The organism is Streptomyces sp. NPDC006923 (assembly GCF_040635655.1).
Taxonomy (GTDB): Bacteria; Actinomycetota; Actinomycetes; order Streptomycetales; family Streptomycetaceae; genus Streptomyces.
This window is the reverse complement of sequence record NZ_JBEYIF010000009.1, coordinates 277,564-292,272: the sequence shown is the minus strand read 5'-3', so window position 1 is coordinate 292,272 and position 14,709 is coordinate 277,564. Positions and strand designations below refer to the sequence as shown.

Sequence of the window (14,709 nt, the reverse complement as noted above, 5' to 3'; positions counted from 1 at the left end):
CGCACTCTCTTATTCCTTTATTTTTTACTGTTTTCTTTGGGTTTTTTTTACCGATATGCACCCCCGCCGCCCCGGGGGGGGGGGGGCGGCCCGCCCGCCCGCGGCGACGGCCCCAGCCGGACGAGAGCCCGGCCGGGCCGTGATCAGCGCGATCACGGCCCGGCCGGGCTCTGCCGTAGGTGCTGTGCCGGGCGGGGGCGGGCCCCGTAGCGATCGGAACACAGCCTGAGGCGCCGGAGGCGGGGGCGTCTTCGACGAGGACGGTCTCGCGTGTGCAGAGGTTCACGCGCTCATTCGGTCACAGGGGCAAGTCGTCGGGCAGGAGGCGGAAGGACTTGTGGCGGCCGAGCGGGCGCACGGCGCGGAAGTCGCGGCGGTCGAGAGTGAGGATGGCGTCCGTGTCGTACTCAGCGGCAAGGGCGACGTTCACGGCGTTCGCGAGGCCGAGGTTGAGCGCGGCATACCGGGCTCGCAGGGTTTGTGCGGCTGAGAGGTGGGCCTCGGTGATTTCCGGCACGACGATCCGACCGGCCCGCATCCACCGGCTGATGTCGTCGATCGCGCTGACCGCCGCCTCCCGTCCCAGCTCGCGGGTCGCGACGTGGTCGATCTCGGCGAGCAGCAGCGGGGACATCACGAGGAGACCGGCGGCCATGATCGCCTCGTTGGCTCCTTGCCGCTCCGGGTGTCTGGAGTCGAGCGCGGCCAGCAGCCCCGAAGTGTCGGCGACAACGATGATCACGCGGTGGCCCCGGAGCCGCCCTCGCGCCGGACGGCGTCGGCCACAGCGTCCCGGACGTCCTCCTGGGAAGGAGTGCGCCCCGGGCCTTCGAAGGTTCGGGAGAAAAGCGGTTCGTCCCAGACGCGGTTCGCCATGGCCGCGAGATGGATCCCCTGCCGGATGATCTCGGCCTCGCTGATACCGCGGCGAGCGGCGGCTTCCTTGATGATGGCGAGATCTTCCGGATCGGCATAGACGTTCGTTCGCTTCATGGACATGTACCAAAAGCAGTCCATGTACCACTGGTGGGGCATGCGTGGGCGCCTCTGCGCGGCATCCGAAAGACATCGCGTGAGCTGCGGGACGTTGTTGGACCGGGTCCGTGAGCATGCCCCGCCCCCCCCGCAACCCGGCGGACGTTCTTGTGGGCGCCCCGTCAGACCGCCAACCGCTTGAGGCGGGTCACCGCCTCTTCCAGCACACTCTCCCGCTTGCAGAAGGCGAAGCGGACCTGGGTTCGGCCGGCGTCGGGGTCGTCGTAGAAGACGGAGTTGGGGACCGCGACGACGCCGCTGCGTTCGGGGAGGGCGCGGCAGAAGGTGAGGGCGTCCTTCTCGCCGAGGTCGGCGATGTCCGTCGTGATGAAGTACGTGCCCTGGGGACGGTAGACCCTGAAGCCGGCGGTAGCGAGGCCGTCGGCCAGCAGGTCTCGCTTGGCCAGGAGATCGTCGCGGAAGGCGGCGAAATAGCTGTCCGGCAGCCGCAGCGCCTCGGCGGCGGCGTACTGGAAGGGCCCGGAGGCGACATAAGTGAGGAACTGCTTGGTGGTGCGCACGGCAGCGACCAGCTCCGGCGAACCGGTGACCCAGCCCACCTTCCAGCCGGTGAACGAAAAGGTCTTGCCGGCTGAGGAAATTGAGACGGTGCGTTCGCGCATGCCGGGGAACGAGACGAGCGGGATGTGCTCGGCGTCGTCGTAGACGAGGTGTTCGTAGACCTCGTCGGTGACGACCAGGAGGTCGCGTTCGACGGCCAGCTCGGCGATGGCGGCCAGTTCGTCGCGGGTCAGGACCATGCCGGTCGGGTTGTGCGGTGAGTTCAGCAGGAGGAGGCGGGTGTGGGGGGTCACCGCCGCGCGCAGGGCGTCGAGGTCGGGGCGGAACGAAGGGGCGCGCAGGGTGAGCGGTACGCGCTTCGCACCGGCCATCGCGATGCAGGCGGCGTAGGAGTCGTAGAAGGGCTCGAAGGCGATGACTTCGTCGCCCGGTTCCAGCAGGGCCAGCAGGGCGGCGGCGATCGCCTCGGTGGCTCCGGCGGTGACCAGGATCTCCGTCTCCGGGTCGTAGGAGAGGCCGTAGAAGCGTCGCTGGTGTTCCGCGACGGCGGTCCGCAGCTCCGGGATGCCGGGGCCGGGCGGGTACTGGTTGCCCTTGCCCTCGCGGATGGCCCGTACGGCCGCTTCGGCGATCTCGGCGGGGCCGTCGGTGTCGGGAAAGCCCTGGCCGAGGTTGATGGCACCGGTGGCGGTGGCGAGGGCCGACATCTCCGCGAAGATCGTCGTGCCCAGTCCGTCCAGCCCGCGGTTCAGCAACGGCCTGCCGCTCATGTGCGCACCATCTTTCCTCACCCGAATTCCGGCGGTACGACCTGAAGCGTAGTGCCGTCCCCGCCGGCCTGCGGGCGACCGGCCGACGAGGCGAGCTGGACGGGCGCGGGCGGAAGACGCGGCCCGGCCGGCCTTCCGCCCGGGAAGGAGCAGGTCGTGCGGATGGCCGAGATTGATCGCTCGGATGCGTACGGCCGGAGCCGCTGTCTCCGCGGTGATCGTGGTTCCGCCCGGCCCCTCCCGCGACTCCCCAGGGTGCGAGCTGCGGTGTTCCGTACGCGTGTCATGGCGGCCGTCCCGGGTGGAACCTCTGGAGTTGCTCAAGTCGTCTTTGGCTTCAGCAGGGCGAGGGGACATCCCCGTCACGGAGGAAGCCGGTCGGATGCGAGGCCGGTCACGCGAAGGCGCGGACGCCTCGCTTCGGGGGAACTGAGGGACGGTGGGGACGATGGTGATTCTGGGACTGGCGGTCGTACTGGGCGTGGTGGTGCTCATCGGGTTCGTGGTGCGGCTGAGCACCAAGGACGGCGCGCGCGCCCGTACGGCATCGCTGAAGAAGAAGGGTGCGAAGCGGCGCAACCGGGGGAGCTGGTGGGCCGGTGGCGCCGGCGGCGCCGGCGCGTCCGGCGGGAGCAACTACACCTGCGGTGACGGGCATTCGTCCTGTGCCGTCAACAGCTCGTCCTGCGGGGGCGGTTCCTCCAGCGGGGGCGGCTCGTCGTGCGGCGGAGGCGGTGGATGCGGCGGCGGTAGCTGACGGCTGGTCCGCGAGCTGGTCCGCGAGGGGCAGAGGGTGCCCGGTGGGGATGAACTCCCGCCGGGCACAGCCATGTTGGCTTTCTCCTCCGTTTTCTGTTGAACAGATGAACCGAAGAGCGCTCGCGGGGATGGAAACCCAGCCAAGTTGGGTAAAATCGCTGTGAGCGTCCGGTAGTTCATGATTCCCTCGCTGTTGAGAGCTTCCAGCCCTCGGACCTCAATGGGAACCGAGCAGGCGACCTCCCCCACAAGCGCCCTCATTCACGGTCCGGGAGATTCCCGGTCCATCAGTCAAGCGTGTTTGCGGAGCCGACCCATGCTCACAACCCTCCATACCGCCTATTCCGACACCCGCGCCGCCGATCTCGCGTGGGCGCTGGGCCGGGAGCCGCTCCCCGCCCTCGCCGTCCTCGACCTCGACCTCGCGGGCGCGAGCCTTCAACTGAGACTGCTCGGCGCGTCCCACCAGGTCCTTCTGGAGGAGGACCGCGGTACTTGCTCCGAGACGGTCGCCTGTATCCCCGGCAGCAGTACGCCGCTGCCGCTCGGTGTCTCCAAACGCATCGGGGACTGGGAGTACGAATTCGCCGCGCGCGTCGAGAACCTCTCGCGCGGCTCGTTCGCCGGGCGCGCCCAGGAACTGCTCGCGCTGGTCGCGGACCATCCGAACGGCCTGGCGGGCACCTTTCCCGGCTCCCCGTACGCCTTCACCGCGATGCTCGCGCAGTCCGACGGCGGCCAGGTGCGCTGGCGTACCTGGCACGCGTATCCACAGGAGGGCCGGCTCGTGGTGACCCGGACGCGGGTCGGAGTCCGTATGCCCGCGGTGCTGTAGTCGCCCGTGGTCACGGGCGAGGAGCCCCGCCCGGCGCTGCTGCTCAACCCGTACCAGTTACACCCGTGTGGGTGACAAGCTGCTCCGGCGCGGCGACGTAGCGTGGCCGTCATGATCGAGCAGCACGTGTCCACGCCGCCCCAGGGCGAGACGCGACTGCCCGTGCGCCCGGACGCGGGGCGTTTCCTGATCCTCGCGGTGGTCTTCGTCTGCGCCGCCTGCGGGCTGGTGTACGAGCTGGAGCTGGTCGCGCTGGCCTCGTATCTGATCGGGGACTCCGTCACCCAGGCGTCCGTCGTCCTCTCGGTGATGGTCTTCGCGATGGGGCTCGGCTCGCTGCTCGCCAAGCGGCTGCGCTGCCGGGCCGCGGTCGGGTTCGGGCTGCTGGAGGCGGCGCTGGCGCTGCTGGGCGGCTCCTCCGCGCTGGTGCTGTACGCGAGCTTCGCGTGGCTGGGCGAGTCCCGGTACGCCCTGGTCGGCTTCTCGCTGGGCATCGGCGTCCTCATCGGCGCCGAGATCCCGCTGCTGATGACGCTGATCCAGCGGGTCTCCCGGCAGGACGCGGGCGGGACCGTCGCCGATCTGTTCGCCGCCGACTACGTGGGCGCGCTCGTCGGCGGTCTCGCCTTCCCGTTCCTGCTGCTGCCGTGGCTCGGACAGCTCACGGGGGCGCTGCTGACCGGCGCGGTCAACGCGGTGGCGGGCGCGGTGCTGGTGCTGTGGGTCTTCGGCCGCGATCTGACACCGTCCGCGCGCCGGCTGCTGGTGACCGTCAATGTCGTCGTACTGGCCCTGCTGGCCACCGCGGCGGTCCGGGTGGACGACTTCGAGCGGGCGGCGCGGCACGCGGTGTACGGGGAGCGCGTGCGGGTCGCCGTCCACACGGAGGTCCAGGAGGTCGTGCTCACCGGCGGCCGGGCCGGGCCGCCGGATCTCTATCTGGACGGACGGCTGCGGGTCAGCGGACGCGACGAGTACCGCTACCACGAGGCGCTGGTCCATCCGGCGATGCGCGGACCGCACCGGCGGGTGCTGATTCTGGGTGGGGGCGACGGGCTGGCCGCGCGTGAGGTCCTGCGGTACGGGGGCGTCCGCTCGGTCACCGTGGTCGAACTCGACCCGGGGGTGGTCCGGCTGGCCCGTACGGACCCGGCGCTGTCGGCGCTGAACGGCCACGCGTACCGCGATCCCCGGGTGCGGGCGGTGTACGCGGACGCGTTCACCTGGCTGCGGGAGGAGCGCCACCAGACGTATGACGTCGTCATCTCGGATCTGCCGAACCCGGGGATCACGCCCAGCATGAAGCTGTACTCCGAGGAGTTCTACGGCCTCGCCGCGCGGGTCCTCGCGGGCGGCGGGCGGCTGGCCGTGCACGCGGGATCGCCCTCCGCCCAGCCGCGCGTGTACTGGACGGTCGACGCGACCCTGCACGCGGCCGGGTTCAGCACCAGTCCGTACCGCGCGACGGGACGGCCGTCCCGTTTCGCCGCGGGACCCGACCGGGTGAAGGACGGCAGACCGGCCGCGAGCGACTGGGGATTCGTGCTGGCGGAGCTGGGGGCCCCGCCCGGGCTCGGCCTCGCGGCGGACGCGCCTCCGTTGCGCTCCCTCGCAGGGTCCGCGCTGGCGGCGGGCGCGCGGGGCGCGGAGCGGACACGGGTGCCGGGGCTGCGGCCGTCGACTCTGGTGCATCCCCGGTACGCCTACTGACGCGGGTACGTCCGAGGGGTCCTGGGCCGATCATCTGTGCCGGTTTCGCGCAGGGAGGCGCCCCGGCGGCCCGGTCTGAGTAGGCTCGGCTTCCATGGAGCATGAGGTGTTCGTTCCGGTTTCGGCAGAGACTCTCCGGCAGGCGCTGCGGGACCCCGCCCGGGTCGCCCGCTGCGTCCCGGGCCTCCAACAGGACGCGGAGGAGACGGCGGGCCCGCTCTCCGGCCGCCTCAGAATCCGTATCGGCGGCCATACGATCACCTACCGGGGCGCCCTGGCGCTCACCGAACAGGACGGTGTCTTCACCGCGGAGGGCGAGGGCACGGAGATCCGCGGCACGGGCTCCGTCAAGCTGACGCTCACGGTGCGGCTGACGGAGACGGCGGACGGCACGACGCTCGTGTTCAGGGGCGGGGCGCGGGCGGAGGGCCGTCTGACGGAACTCCCCGCCCAGACGGTGAAGGCCGCCGCGCACCGCCTGGTGGACCGCTTCGTGGCGCGCCTGAGCGACGAGGCCGCCGGGCCGGAGCCCTCGGCGGAGCCGGGGCTGCCGTCGTCCGCGGACACCGCCGCCGACCCGCTGCCGGACATCCCCCAGGACGGGGTCACCGCCGAGCCTCCGGCGGACGCGGCCGTCCGGGTGGAGGGTGCGGCCCCCGGCGCTGCGGACGCCGGTGAACGCGCCGCCGGTGAACGCGGCGCGTCAGGTGATCCCGACGAGCCAGGCGATCCCGAAGCCTCCGACGAGCCCGGTGATCCCGAAGATCCCGCCGAGCCCGACGCCTCGGACGAGCACGACGAGTCCCTCTTCGATGCCGGCATGCCGCCGTCTCCGCTCGACGGCGAGACCGCCTCGGGGGAGGGCGATTTCCTCATCCCCGACGAGCCGCCCGCCGAGGCCGCGCATGCCCGGCGCACCATGATCGGCCGCAGTGCCGAAGAGGTCGACCACGCGCCGCCGCGTGGACGGTACGCGCCGGTGCCGCCGCCCGAGGCGGCCGGCGCGGGGATCACACTCCGCTGGGTCGCCCCCGCCGCCGCGCTCGCACTCGCCTCCGCGGTGGTGGTCGGGCGCGCACTGCGGCGCCGCAAGTAGTGTCGGAGGCGTGAGTAGCAGCGAAGAGAGCATCCGACTTGCGGCGGGCGACGCCGAGTTGACCATCAGCCCGGCGAACGGCTGCAGGATCAGCAGTCTGCGGGTCGCCGGGACCGAACTGTTGCGCCAAGGGGAGCGGTACGGCTGTTTCCCCATGGTGCCCTGGTGCGGGCGGATCGAGCACGGGCAGTTCCGGAACGGCGGAGTGGTCCGGCAGATGCCGCTCAACTCCCCACCGCACGCGATCCATGGCACCGGCCGGGACACGGCCTGGGACACCGCGCGCGCCGGAGAGCGCGAGGCGGTCTTCACCTACGACCTCGCCGAACCCTGGCCGTACAGCGGCCGGGTCACCCAGTCCTTCGAGCTGACCGAGGACTCGCTGAGCCTCGCGCTGGCGGTGGAGACGTACGACACTTCGTTTCCCGCGCAGGCCGGCTGGCACCCCTGGTTCCTGCGCGATCCCGCCGGCGCCGGCGAGAACGGCGGCGCCCGGATCGACTTCACCCCGGCGTGGCAGGAGGAGCGGGGCGAGGACCATCTGCCCACCGGCCGCCGTATCCCGCCGCTCCCCGGTCCCTGGGACGACTGCTTCGGCATGCCGGACGGCGTTGATGTCACCCTCACCTGGCCCGGCCTGCTGGAGCTCAAGGTCGCCAGCCGTGCCGAGTGGGTCGTGGTCTACGACGAGCAGGCCGAGGCGGTCTGTGTGGAGCCGCAGTCCGGTCCGCCGAACGGGCTCAACACCCTGCCGGAGCTGGTCACCCCGCTGGAGCCGCTGGAGATCGCGGCGACCTGGAGCTGGCGCCGGCTCCAGGACTGAGAGGACCGGAGGAGCGTGGTCCGGCCGGGGTGCGGGCTCCTCCAAAAACCCGTCCGACCGGGCAGGGCCTAAGCTCAGGGCCATGAGTGATGTACGGGCTGAGCTGCTCCAACTGATCAAGGACAAGGCCGTGGTGCACGGCAGAGTGACCCTCTCCTCGGGGCTGGAGGCCGACTGGTACATCGACCTGCGCCGGATCACACTGGACGGTCATGCCGCGCCGCTGGTCGGTCAGGTCATGCTCGATGCCACCGCCGAGCTGGACTACGACTGCGTGGGCGGGCTGACCCTGGGCGCCGACCCGGTGGCGACGTCGATGCTGCACGCCTCCGCCGCGCGCGGGCAGCGGCTCGACGCGTTTGTCGTACGGAAGGCGCAGAAGGCGCACGGCATGCAGCGCCGCATCGAGGGCACGGAGGTCAAGGGCCGCCGCTGTCTGGTGGTCGAGGACACCTCGACCACCGGTGGTTCGCCGCTGACCGCCGTCGAGGCGGTCCGCGAGGCGGGCGGCGAGGTCGTCGCCGTCGCGGTCGTCGTGGAGCGGGGCGCCGCGCCGGCCATCGCGGAGGCCGGGCTGCCGTACATCAATGTCTACTCGCTGGACGAGCTCGGCCTCGGCTGATCCTTTCCGCCTCCTGACCGGGCCTGACCTGCACTTCCGACGCGGGCTGGACTGTTTCACGTGAAACAGTCCAGCCCGCGTCGCCGTAGAGGCGGTGCTCCAGGTGGACCCCGTACAAGAGTCTGGAAAGATGGGGCTGACGATGACGTCGCCCCCAGGTCAGGGACAAGCACCTCACACCCGCACATCACAAGGAGCGGCCCGATGCCCATCGCAACCCCCGAGGTCTACGCCGAGATGCTCGACCGGGCGAAGGCAGGCAAGTTCGCCTACCCGGCCATCAATGTGACCTCGTCCCAGACCCTGCACGCGGCGCTGCGCGGCTTCGCGGAGGCCGAGAGCGACGGCATCATCCAGATGTCCACCGGTGGTGCCGAATTTCTCGGCGGTCAGTACAACAAGGACATGGTGACCGGCGCCGTCGCGCTCGCCGAGTTCGCCCATGTCGTCGCCGCCAAGTACGACATCACCGTCGCGCTGCACACCGACCACTGTCCCAAGGACAAGCTGGACGGCTATGTGCGTCCGCTGCTCGACATCTCCGCCGAGCGCGTCAAGGCCGGCCGTAACCCGCTCTTCCAGTCGCATATGTGGGACGGCTCCGCCGAGACCCTCGCGGACAACCTGGCCATCGCCGAGGAGCTGCTCGCCAAGGCCGCCGCCGCCAAGATCATTCTTGAGGTCGAGATCACTCCGACCGGTGGCGAGGAGGACGGCGTCACCCACGAGATCAACGACGAGCTGTACACCACCGTCGACGACGCGCTGCGTACCGCCGAGGCCCTCGGCCTGGGCGAGCGGGGCCGCTACCTGCTGGCCGCGTCCTTCGGCAATGTCCACGGCGTCTACAAGCCGGGCAATGTCGTGCTCCGCCCGGAGCTGCTCAAGGACCTCCAGGAGGGTGTCAGCGCCAAGTACGGCAAGCCCGCCGGCAGCCAGCCCTTCGACTTCGTCTTCCACGGCGGCTCCGGCTCCACGGCCGAGGAGATCGCCACCGCGCTGGAGAACGGCGTCGTGAAGATGAACCTCGACACCGACACCCAGTACGCCTTCACGCGGCCCGTGGTCGACCACATGCTGCGCAACTACGACGGGGTGCTGAAGGTCGACGGCGAGGTCGGCTCCAAGAAGGCGTATGACCCGCGTACCTGGGGCAAGGTGGCGGAGGCCGGCATGGCCGGGCGTGTCACCGAGGCGTGCGCCGCGCTGCGCTCGACGGGCACCAAGCTCAAGTAGGCCCACGTAAGACGTTCCGTACGTCGGGCCCGGCATCCCGGACGATGCCGGGCCCGCGCTGTGCCCGGAGGGGAATCACCATGGGCTACGACTTCGACACCGCCATCGACCGCACGGGCACCTGGTGCGTGCAGTGGGACGGCGTCTCGGACCGCTTCGGCGTCGACGGGCTGCTCCCCTTCACCATCTCGGACATGGACTTCGCCTCGCCGCCCGAGGTGCTCGACGCCCTTCAGCGGCGCCTCGCCCATGGGGTGCTCGGGTACAGCGACTGGCGCAATGACGAGTTCCTGTCCGCGATCCGCCACTGGTTCGCGACGCGGTACGCCACGGACATCGACACCGACCGGGTGGTGTACGCGCCGTCCGTGCTCAACCAGCTCTCGCAACTGCTCCGGATGTGGACCGAGCCCGGGGACGGCATCGTTGTCCACACCCCCACCTATGACGGCTTCCTCAAGGCGATATCCGGTCTGGGCCGGGAACTGCGCGGCGCCCCGGTCGGCGACACCGCCGCCCTGGAGCGACAGCTCGCCCGGCCCGGCAGCAAGGTGCTGCTGCTCTGCTCGCCGCACAACCCCACCGGCAGGGTGTGGACCGAGGCCGAGCTGACGGAGTTCGCCCGGCTGGCCAGGACCTACGGCGTCGCCGTCATCAGTGACGAGATCCACGCCGACTTCGTCCACGCCGAGTCCGTACCCGACGGCTACCGGCACCTGCCCTGGACGCGGTTCGGCACCGGCCGCTGGGCCCTCATCACCTCCGGCTCCAAGGCATTCAACTTTCCCGCGCTGAGCGGCTCGTACGGAATCATCGGCGACCCCGGGGACCACGCGGCCTTTCTGCGGCGGATGGAGACGGCGGAGGGTCTCGCCTCGCCCGCCGTCCTGACGCTGACCGCCCATGTCGCCGCGTACCGCGAGGGCGGCCCCTGGCTGGACGCGCTCACGGCGTATGTGGCGGGAAACCTGCGGATGGTCGCCGACCGGCTGAACTCGGCCTTTCCGGCGCTGGGGTGGCGGCCGCCGGAGGCCGGCTATCTGGCCTGGATCGACCTCCGGCCGCTCGGTGTCGACGACGAGGCGCTCCAGCGCGAGCTGATCGAGCGTGAGAAAGTCGCGATCATGCCGGGTACCACCTACGGCGGCGCGGGCTTTGTGCGGCTCAACGTGGGCTGTCCCAGGGCGAAGGCGGAACAGGGCACCGACGCCCTGATCCGTGCCCTCGGCCGGCTAGCGTCCTAGTCCCCGGCCAGGGATGATCCGGATATGGACATCCGACTGTCCTCGGCCAGGGGCCGGTGGGTCATTCTGACGACGGTGCTCGGCTCCAGCATGGCCATGCTGGACTCCACCGTCGTCAATGTCGCCCTGCCTCATATCGGGGACAGTCTCAACGCGGATCTGGCGGACCTTCAGTGGACCGTCAACGCCTATATGCTCACGCTCGCCGGGCTGATCCTGCTCGGCGGTTCGCTCGGTGACCGGTACGGACGGCGGAGTGTTTTCGTCCTCGGTGTGGTGTGGTTCGCGATCGGCTCCCTGGTGTGCGGGATCGCGCCCAATGTCGAAGTGCTGATCATCGCGCGGGCGTTCCAGGGTGTGGGCGGTGCGCTGCTGGTGCCGGGATCGCTCGCGATCATCCAGGCGACCTTCCATCCCGACGACCGCGCGCGGGCCGTCGGGCTCTGGTCGGGCTTCGGCGGGGTCGGCGCGGCCATCGGGCCGTTCGTCGGCGGCTGGCTGGTGGACGGGGCCGGCTGGCGCTGGGTGTTCTTCCTCAATGTGCCGCTGGCCGCGATCTGTGTGCCGGTGGCGCTGCGGCATGTGCCGGAGTCGAAGGACCCGGCGGAGCACGGCCGGTTCGATGTGCTGGGCGCGGTGCTCGCGGCGGCGGCGCTGGCGCTGGTGACCTACGCGCTGATCGCCGAGGCGCTCTGGGAGGGCGTCGCGGGTGTGCTGGTCGCCGTGGTCTTCGTCCTGGTCGAACGGCGGCGGCCCGACCCGATGCTGCCGCCGTCGATCTTCGCGTCCCGGCAGTTCAGCTCGGTGAACCTGGTGACGCTGTGCGTGTACGCGGCGATCGGCGGATTCTTCTTCCTCATTCCGCTCCAGCTTCAGGTCGTCGTGGGTTATTCGGCGCTGGGAGCGGGCGCGGCCCTGCTGCCCACCACCATCCTGTCGCTGCTGCTCTCGGCGCGGTCGGGAGCGCTGGGACAGACGATCGGTCCCCGTATCCCGCTCACGGTGGGGCCGCTGCTGTGCGCGGGCGGACTGCTGCTGATGCTGCGGGTGGGCCGGGGCTCCTCCTATCTGGCGGATGTGCTGCCCGCGCTGCTGCTGATGGGGCTGGGTCTGGTGACCCTGGTCGCACCGCTGACCGCGACGGTCCTCGGCTCGGTGGACACCGCCAGGGCCGGACTGGCCAGCGGCGTCAACAACGCGGTGGCCCGCGCCGCCGGTCTGCTCGCGGTGGCCGCGCTGCCGCTGCTGGCGGGCATGGGCCAGGAGGCGTACCGCTCGCCGACGCAGTTCGACGCGGCGTTCCACCGCGCGATGCCGATGGTCGCGGGAGTGATGGTGCTGGGCGCGGTGATCGCCTTCTGGCTGGTCCGCAAGCCCCGGGAGCCGGCCGAACTGCCCGAGTGCAGGGTCAACTGCGCCCTGACGGCGCCGCCGCTGGAACCGTTGAAAGCGGAAGGACCCGGGGACCGCCCGGCGCCCCAGCCGTAGGGCCCGGCCGCCCCGGCCGCCGGCGCGAGGCCCGGGAGCGGGCAGGGCAGACTGTACGTATGTCCATCCATGAAAACCTTCTCGGGGGACCGCCCCCCACACATCTGCCCGACGATCCCGAGCCGCGTGAGCTGCTCGCGAACGGGACGGCGCCCGCCGATGTCGCGGCGAAGTATCCGACCTCCTCTCTGGCCTGGGCGCAGCTCGCCGACGTCGCGTTTGAGAACGGCCGGGTCGTCGAGTCGTACGCGTACGCCAGGACCGGTTACCACCGCGGGCTCGACGCGCTGCGGCGCAGCGGGTGGAAGGGGCACGGCCCGGTGCCGTGGGAGCACGAGCCGAACCGCGGTTTCCTGCGCGCTCTGCACGCGCTCGCCCGCGCCGCGCAGGCCATCGGTGAGCAGGGCGAGTACGAGCGCTGCTCGACGTTCCTGCGCGACTCGTCGCCGCTCGCGGCGGACACCCTCGGCTGAGCAGCCCGTTTGATCAAAGGTCCCGTCGTGGAACCTTTCGGAGGCCCCGCCCATCTCCCAGGGCGCGGGCCTTCGGTCTGTACGATCGCAGGCGCGGCGGAACCACCAGTCGCACCCGGCGCGAGGCCCCCCACTCACCTCATCCCCAGGGCCGGTCTCACAGGGAGAAGTCAGTCATGGTCAAGCGTGCCGTCGCCCGCCGGGGCCGCCGTCGCGGACATTCACGCGGTAGCGGAAGCAATCGCCGTCGTTCCCTCACCCATATAACCCTGGCGGGACTCGGCCTGGCCGCCGTGCTCGTCGGCGGTGGCGCCGCGCTCGCCTCCTGGCAGGGAGACGGGCACCGGCCGGACCCGTCCGGGGCCGGTGAGGTCGCGGAGGTCCTGGTCTCGCCCCGGCCCGCCCCCACCGCGTCGGTCCCGCCGAAGCAGCCGCCCTCGCCGTCCGCGCGCGCCGGCGCGTCCAAGAAGCCCGCGGCGAGCCCCTCCGTCTCGCCGAAGCCGCCCACGGTGCCCGCCTCGGGGCCCGGCACCTTCACCACGGCCCGGACGCACGGCGACCGGGTCGGCTCGGGGCCGCTGCGCCGCTACCGGGTGCAGGTCGAGGACGGGGTCGACATATCCGCCTCGGAGGCCGCCGCCGAGATACAGGAGATCCTGGCCCACCCGCGGAGCTGGGCCGCGCACGGCCGGGGGTCCTTCCAGCTCGTCTCGAAGAACGCCGACTTCGTCATCCGGATAGCCACCCCGGCCACCGCCGACCGGCTCTGCCTCGCCCAGGGGCTCGATACCCACGGCGAGCTGAACTGCGAGACCGTCGACGGGGTCGTGGTCAATCTGCGCCGCTGGATGCTGGGATCGCCGATGTTCGGCGGGCCGGCCGCCGACTACCGGCACCTCATCATCAACCATGAGGTCGGGCATGAGATCGGCATCCGCCAGCACCTGGGCTGCTCCGGTCCCGGCCATCTCGCGCCGGTGATGATGCAGCAGATCAAGGGCCTCGACGGCTGCCGGGCCAATGCCTGGCCCTACGACGAGAACGGGACATACATCACCGGTCCGAAGCTCTGAGATCCGTCCGCCGGCGGAGTGCGGCCGGGTGGCGGAGCGCCGACGGGCGGCGGAGCCGGGTGTCCGCGGCCCGATTATGATGCCCGCAGGGGACCGGAGCTCCGTAACGGCAAGGAAGGGGCGGACCGCTACCCGGTAGCGATGTCGAGGAGACAGAAATGTCGCAGCACCCCGATGCCCCCGGAGCCGGTTCGGACGCCCCGAATCTCGACTTCGCCGGCACCACCCCCTACGAGGACTACGTCCAGGCGGACGTCCTCACCCATTTGCAGCACCTTCGCTCGGACGACCCCGGTGAGATGGTCTTTCTCGTCACCACCCAGGTCATGGAGCTGTGGTTCACCGTCATCGTGCACGAGTGGGAGACGGCCTCCCGCGCGCTGCGCGAGGACCGCCCCGCCGTCGCGGTCGACGCGCTCAAGCGGTCCGTACGCGAGCTGGAGGCGCTCAACGCCTCCTGGAAGCCGCTCGGCCAGCTCACTCCCGCGCAGTTCAACTCGTACCGCGGCGCGCTCGGTGAGGGCTCCGGCTTCCAGTCGGCGATGTACCGGCGGTTGGAGTTCCTGCTCGGTGACAAGTCCGCGTCCATGCTGGTCCCGCACCGGGGCGCGCCGCGTGTCCACGCCGAGCTGGAGAAGGCGCTCCAGGAACCGAGCCTGTACGACGAGGTGCTGCGGTTCCTCGCCCGGCGCGGGCTGCCGGTCCCGGCGGAGGTGCTCGGCCGGGACCTCTCGCAGCGGTACGAGCCGTCGCCCGTGATCGAGGAGATCTGGGCCGGGATCTACGGCGAGCCGGACCGGCACACCGAGCTGGTCCGGCTCGGTGAGGCGCTGACGGACGTCGGCGAGCTGGTGTGGCGCTGGCGCAACGACCACCTGGTGGCGACCCGGCGGGCGATGGGCTCCAAGACCGGTACGGGCGGCTCCGCGGGCGTGGCCTGGCTGGAGAAACGGGCGACCAAGAGCGTCTTCCCCGAGCTGTGGACGGCGCGCAGCCATGTCTGAGTCCCTCTCCACCGAAGCA

The 14,709-nt window shown here is 71.0% G+C and carries 15 protein-coding genes; 12 read left to right on the top strand and 3 right to left on the bottom strand.

Annotated elements, in window-relative coordinates; all coding sequences use genetic code 11:
• Positions 1–298: 298 nt before the first annotated feature.
• The 3 genes from ABZ707_RS20700 to ABZ707_RS20690 all read right to left on the bottom strand — a co-directional run bounded on the left by ABZ707_RS20700 (position 299) and on the right by ABZ707_RS20690 (position 2,327).
• A complete protein-coding gene (locus tag ABZ707_RS20700) occupies positions 299–742 on the bottom strand; it encodes a PIN domain-containing protein (protein ID WP_360176712.1) in 444 nt (147 codons plus the stop codon).
• Positions 739–999 carry a CopG family transcriptional regulator gene (locus ABZ707_RS20695; protein ID WP_360176709.1) on the bottom strand — a complete coding sequence of 87 codons (261 nt, stop codon included), beginning with the start codon at positions 997–999 and terminating at the stop codon, positions 739–741. The genes ABZ707_RS20700 and ABZ707_RS20695 overlap by 4 nt, the downstream gene beginning before the upstream one ends.
• A 158-nt stretch (positions 1,000–1,157) precedes the next feature.
• Positions 1,158–2,327 carry a pyridoxal phosphate-dependent aminotransferase gene (locus tag ABZ707_RS20690; protein WP_360176706.1) on the bottom strand — a complete coding sequence of 390 codons (1,170 nt, stop codon included), beginning with the start codon at positions 2,325–2,327 and terminating at the stop codon, positions 1,158–1,160.
• A gap of 448 nt (positions 2,328–2,775) precedes the next feature.
• Here ABZ707_RS20690 and ABZ707_RS20685 point away from each other — a divergent pair, with 448 nt between their 5' ends.
• The 12 genes from ABZ707_RS20685 (at position 2,776) to ABZ707_RS20630 (ending at position 14,690) form a co-directional block, all read left to right on the top strand.
• On the top strand, positions 2,776–3,084 hold the full coding sequence (locus tag ABZ707_RS20685) for a hypothetical protein (RefSeq protein WP_360176703.1): 309 nt from the start codon (positions 2,776–2,778) through the stop codon (positions 3,082–3,084).
• A gap of 318 nt (positions 3,085–3,402) precedes the next feature.
• Positions 3,403–3,921: a DUF2617 family protein gene (locus ABZ707_RS20680; protein ID WP_360176700.1), complete on the top strand. Its 519-nt coding sequence runs from the start codon at positions 3,403–3,405 to the stop codon at positions 3,919–3,921.
• Between the two features lie 111 nt (positions 3,922–4,032).
• The gene (locus ABZ707_RS20675) at positions 4,033–5,631 is read left to right on the top strand and encodes a polyamine aminopropyltransferase (protein ID WP_360176697.1); all 1,599 of its coding nucleotides are present in this window, start codon (positions 4,033–4,035) and stop codon (positions 5,629–5,631) included.
• A gap of 94 nt (positions 5,632–5,725) precedes the next feature.
• On the top strand, positions 5,726–6,727 hold the full coding sequence (locus ABZ707_RS20670) for an SRPBCC domain-containing protein (protein WP_360176694.1): 1,002 nt from the start codon (positions 5,726–5,728) through the stop codon (positions 6,725–6,727).
• A gap of 10 nt (positions 6,728–6,737) precedes the next feature.
• A complete protein-coding gene (locus ABZ707_RS20665) occupies positions 6,738–7,550 on the top strand; it encodes an aldose 1-epimerase (RefSeq protein ID WP_360176691.1) in 813 nt (270 codons plus the stop codon).
• 82 nt (positions 7,551–7,632) lie between these two features.
• A complete protein-coding gene (gene pyrE / locus ABZ707_RS20660; RefSeq protein WP_360176688.1) occupies positions 7,633–8,172 on the top strand; it encodes an orotate phosphoribosyltransferase in 540 nt (179 codons plus the stop codon).
• 204 nt (positions 8,173–8,376) lie between these two features.
• Positions 8,377–9,408, top strand: coding sequence for a class II fructose-bisphosphate aldolase (gene fbaA, locus ABZ707_RS20655; RefSeq protein ID WP_360176685.1), 1,032 nt, complete (start codon positions 8,377–8,379; stop codon positions 9,406–9,408).
• Between the two features lie 80 nt (positions 9,409–9,488).
• Positions 9,489–10,652, top strand: coding sequence for a MalY/PatB family protein (locus ABZ707_RS20650; protein WP_360176682.1), 1,164 nt, complete (start codon positions 9,489–9,491; stop codon positions 10,650–10,652).
• 24 nt (positions 10,653–10,676) lie between these two features.
• Positions 10,677–12,140 carry an MFS transporter gene (locus ABZ707_RS20645; RefSeq protein ID WP_360176678.1) on the top strand — a complete coding sequence of 488 codons (1,464 nt, stop codon included), beginning with the start codon at positions 10,677–10,679 and terminating at the stop codon, positions 12,138–12,140.
• 59 nt (positions 12,141–12,199) lie between these two features.
• The gene (locus tag ABZ707_RS20640) at positions 12,200–12,613 is read left to right on the top strand and encodes a DUF3151 domain-containing protein (RefSeq protein WP_360176675.1); all 414 of its coding nucleotides are present in this window, start codon (positions 12,200–12,202) and stop codon (positions 12,611–12,613) included.
• 176 nt (positions 12,614–12,789) lie between these two features.
• Positions 12,790–13,686 (top strand): DUF3152 domain-containing protein, encoded by an 897-nt coding sequence (locus tag ABZ707_RS20635; RefSeq protein ID WP_360176672.1) that lies wholly within the window; start codon positions 12,790–12,792, stop codon positions 13,684–13,686.
• Between the two features lie 158 nt (positions 13,687–13,844).
• Positions 13,845–14,690: a tryptophan 2,3-dioxygenase family protein gene (locus ABZ707_RS20630; protein WP_360176669.1), complete on the top strand. Its 846-nt coding sequence runs from the start codon at positions 13,845–13,847 to the stop codon at positions 14,688–14,690.
• The last annotated feature ends 19 nt before the right edge of the window (positions 14,691–14,709 follow it).

Bases quoted from the DNA above. Each gene is read 5' to 3' on its own strand.
- ABZ707_RS20635 (WP_360176672.1), top strand. From the start codon at position 12,790: ATGGTCAAGCGTGCCGTCGCCCGCCGGGGCCGCCGTCGCGGACATTCA.
- ABZ707_RS20630 (WP_360176669.1), top strand. From the start codon at position 13,845: ATGTCGCAGCACCCCGATGCCCCCGGAGCCGGTTCGGACGCCCCGAAT.
- ABZ707_RS20685 (WP_360176703.1), top strand. From the start codon at position 2,776: ATGGTGATTCTGGGACTGGCGGTCGTACTGGGCGTGGTGGTGCTCATC.
- ABZ707_RS20670 (WP_360176694.1), top strand. From the start codon at position 5,726: ATGGAGCATGAGGTGTTCGTTCCGGTTTCGGCAGAGACTCTCCGGCAG.
- pyrE (WP_360176688.1), top strand. From the start codon at position 7,633: ATGAGTGATGTACGGGCTGAGCTGCTCCAACTGATCAAGGACAAGGCC.
- fbaA (WP_360176685.1), top strand. From the start codon at position 8,377: ATGCCCATCGCAACCCCCGAGGTCTACGCCGAGATGCTCGACCGGGCG.
- ABZ707_RS20695 (WP_360176709.1), bottom strand. From the start codon at position 999: ATGTCCATGAAGCGAACGAACGTCTATGCCGATCCGGAAGATCTCGCC.
- ABZ707_RS20675 (WP_360176697.1), top strand. From the start codon at position 4,033: ATGATCGAGCAGCACGTGTCCACGCCGCCCCAGGGCGAGACGCGACTG.
- ABZ707_RS20650 (WP_360176682.1), top strand. From the start codon at position 9,489: ATGGGCTACGACTTCGACACCGCCATCGACCGCACGGGCACCTGGTGC.
- ABZ707_RS20690 (WP_360176706.1), bottom strand. From the start codon at position 2,327: ATGAGCGGCAGGCCGTTGCTGAACCGCGGGCTGGACGGACTGGGCACG.
- ABZ707_RS20680 (WP_360176700.1), top strand. From the start codon at position 3,403: ATGCTCACAACCCTCCATACCGCCTATTCCGACACCCGCGCCGCCGAT.
- ABZ707_RS20640 (WP_360176675.1), top strand. From the start codon at position 12,200: ATGTCCATCCATGAAAACCTTCTCGGGGGACCGCCCCCCACACATCTG.
- ABZ707_RS20645 (WP_360176678.1), top strand. From the start codon at position 10,677: ATGGACATCCGACTGTCCTCGGCCAGGGGCCGGTGGGTCATTCTGACG.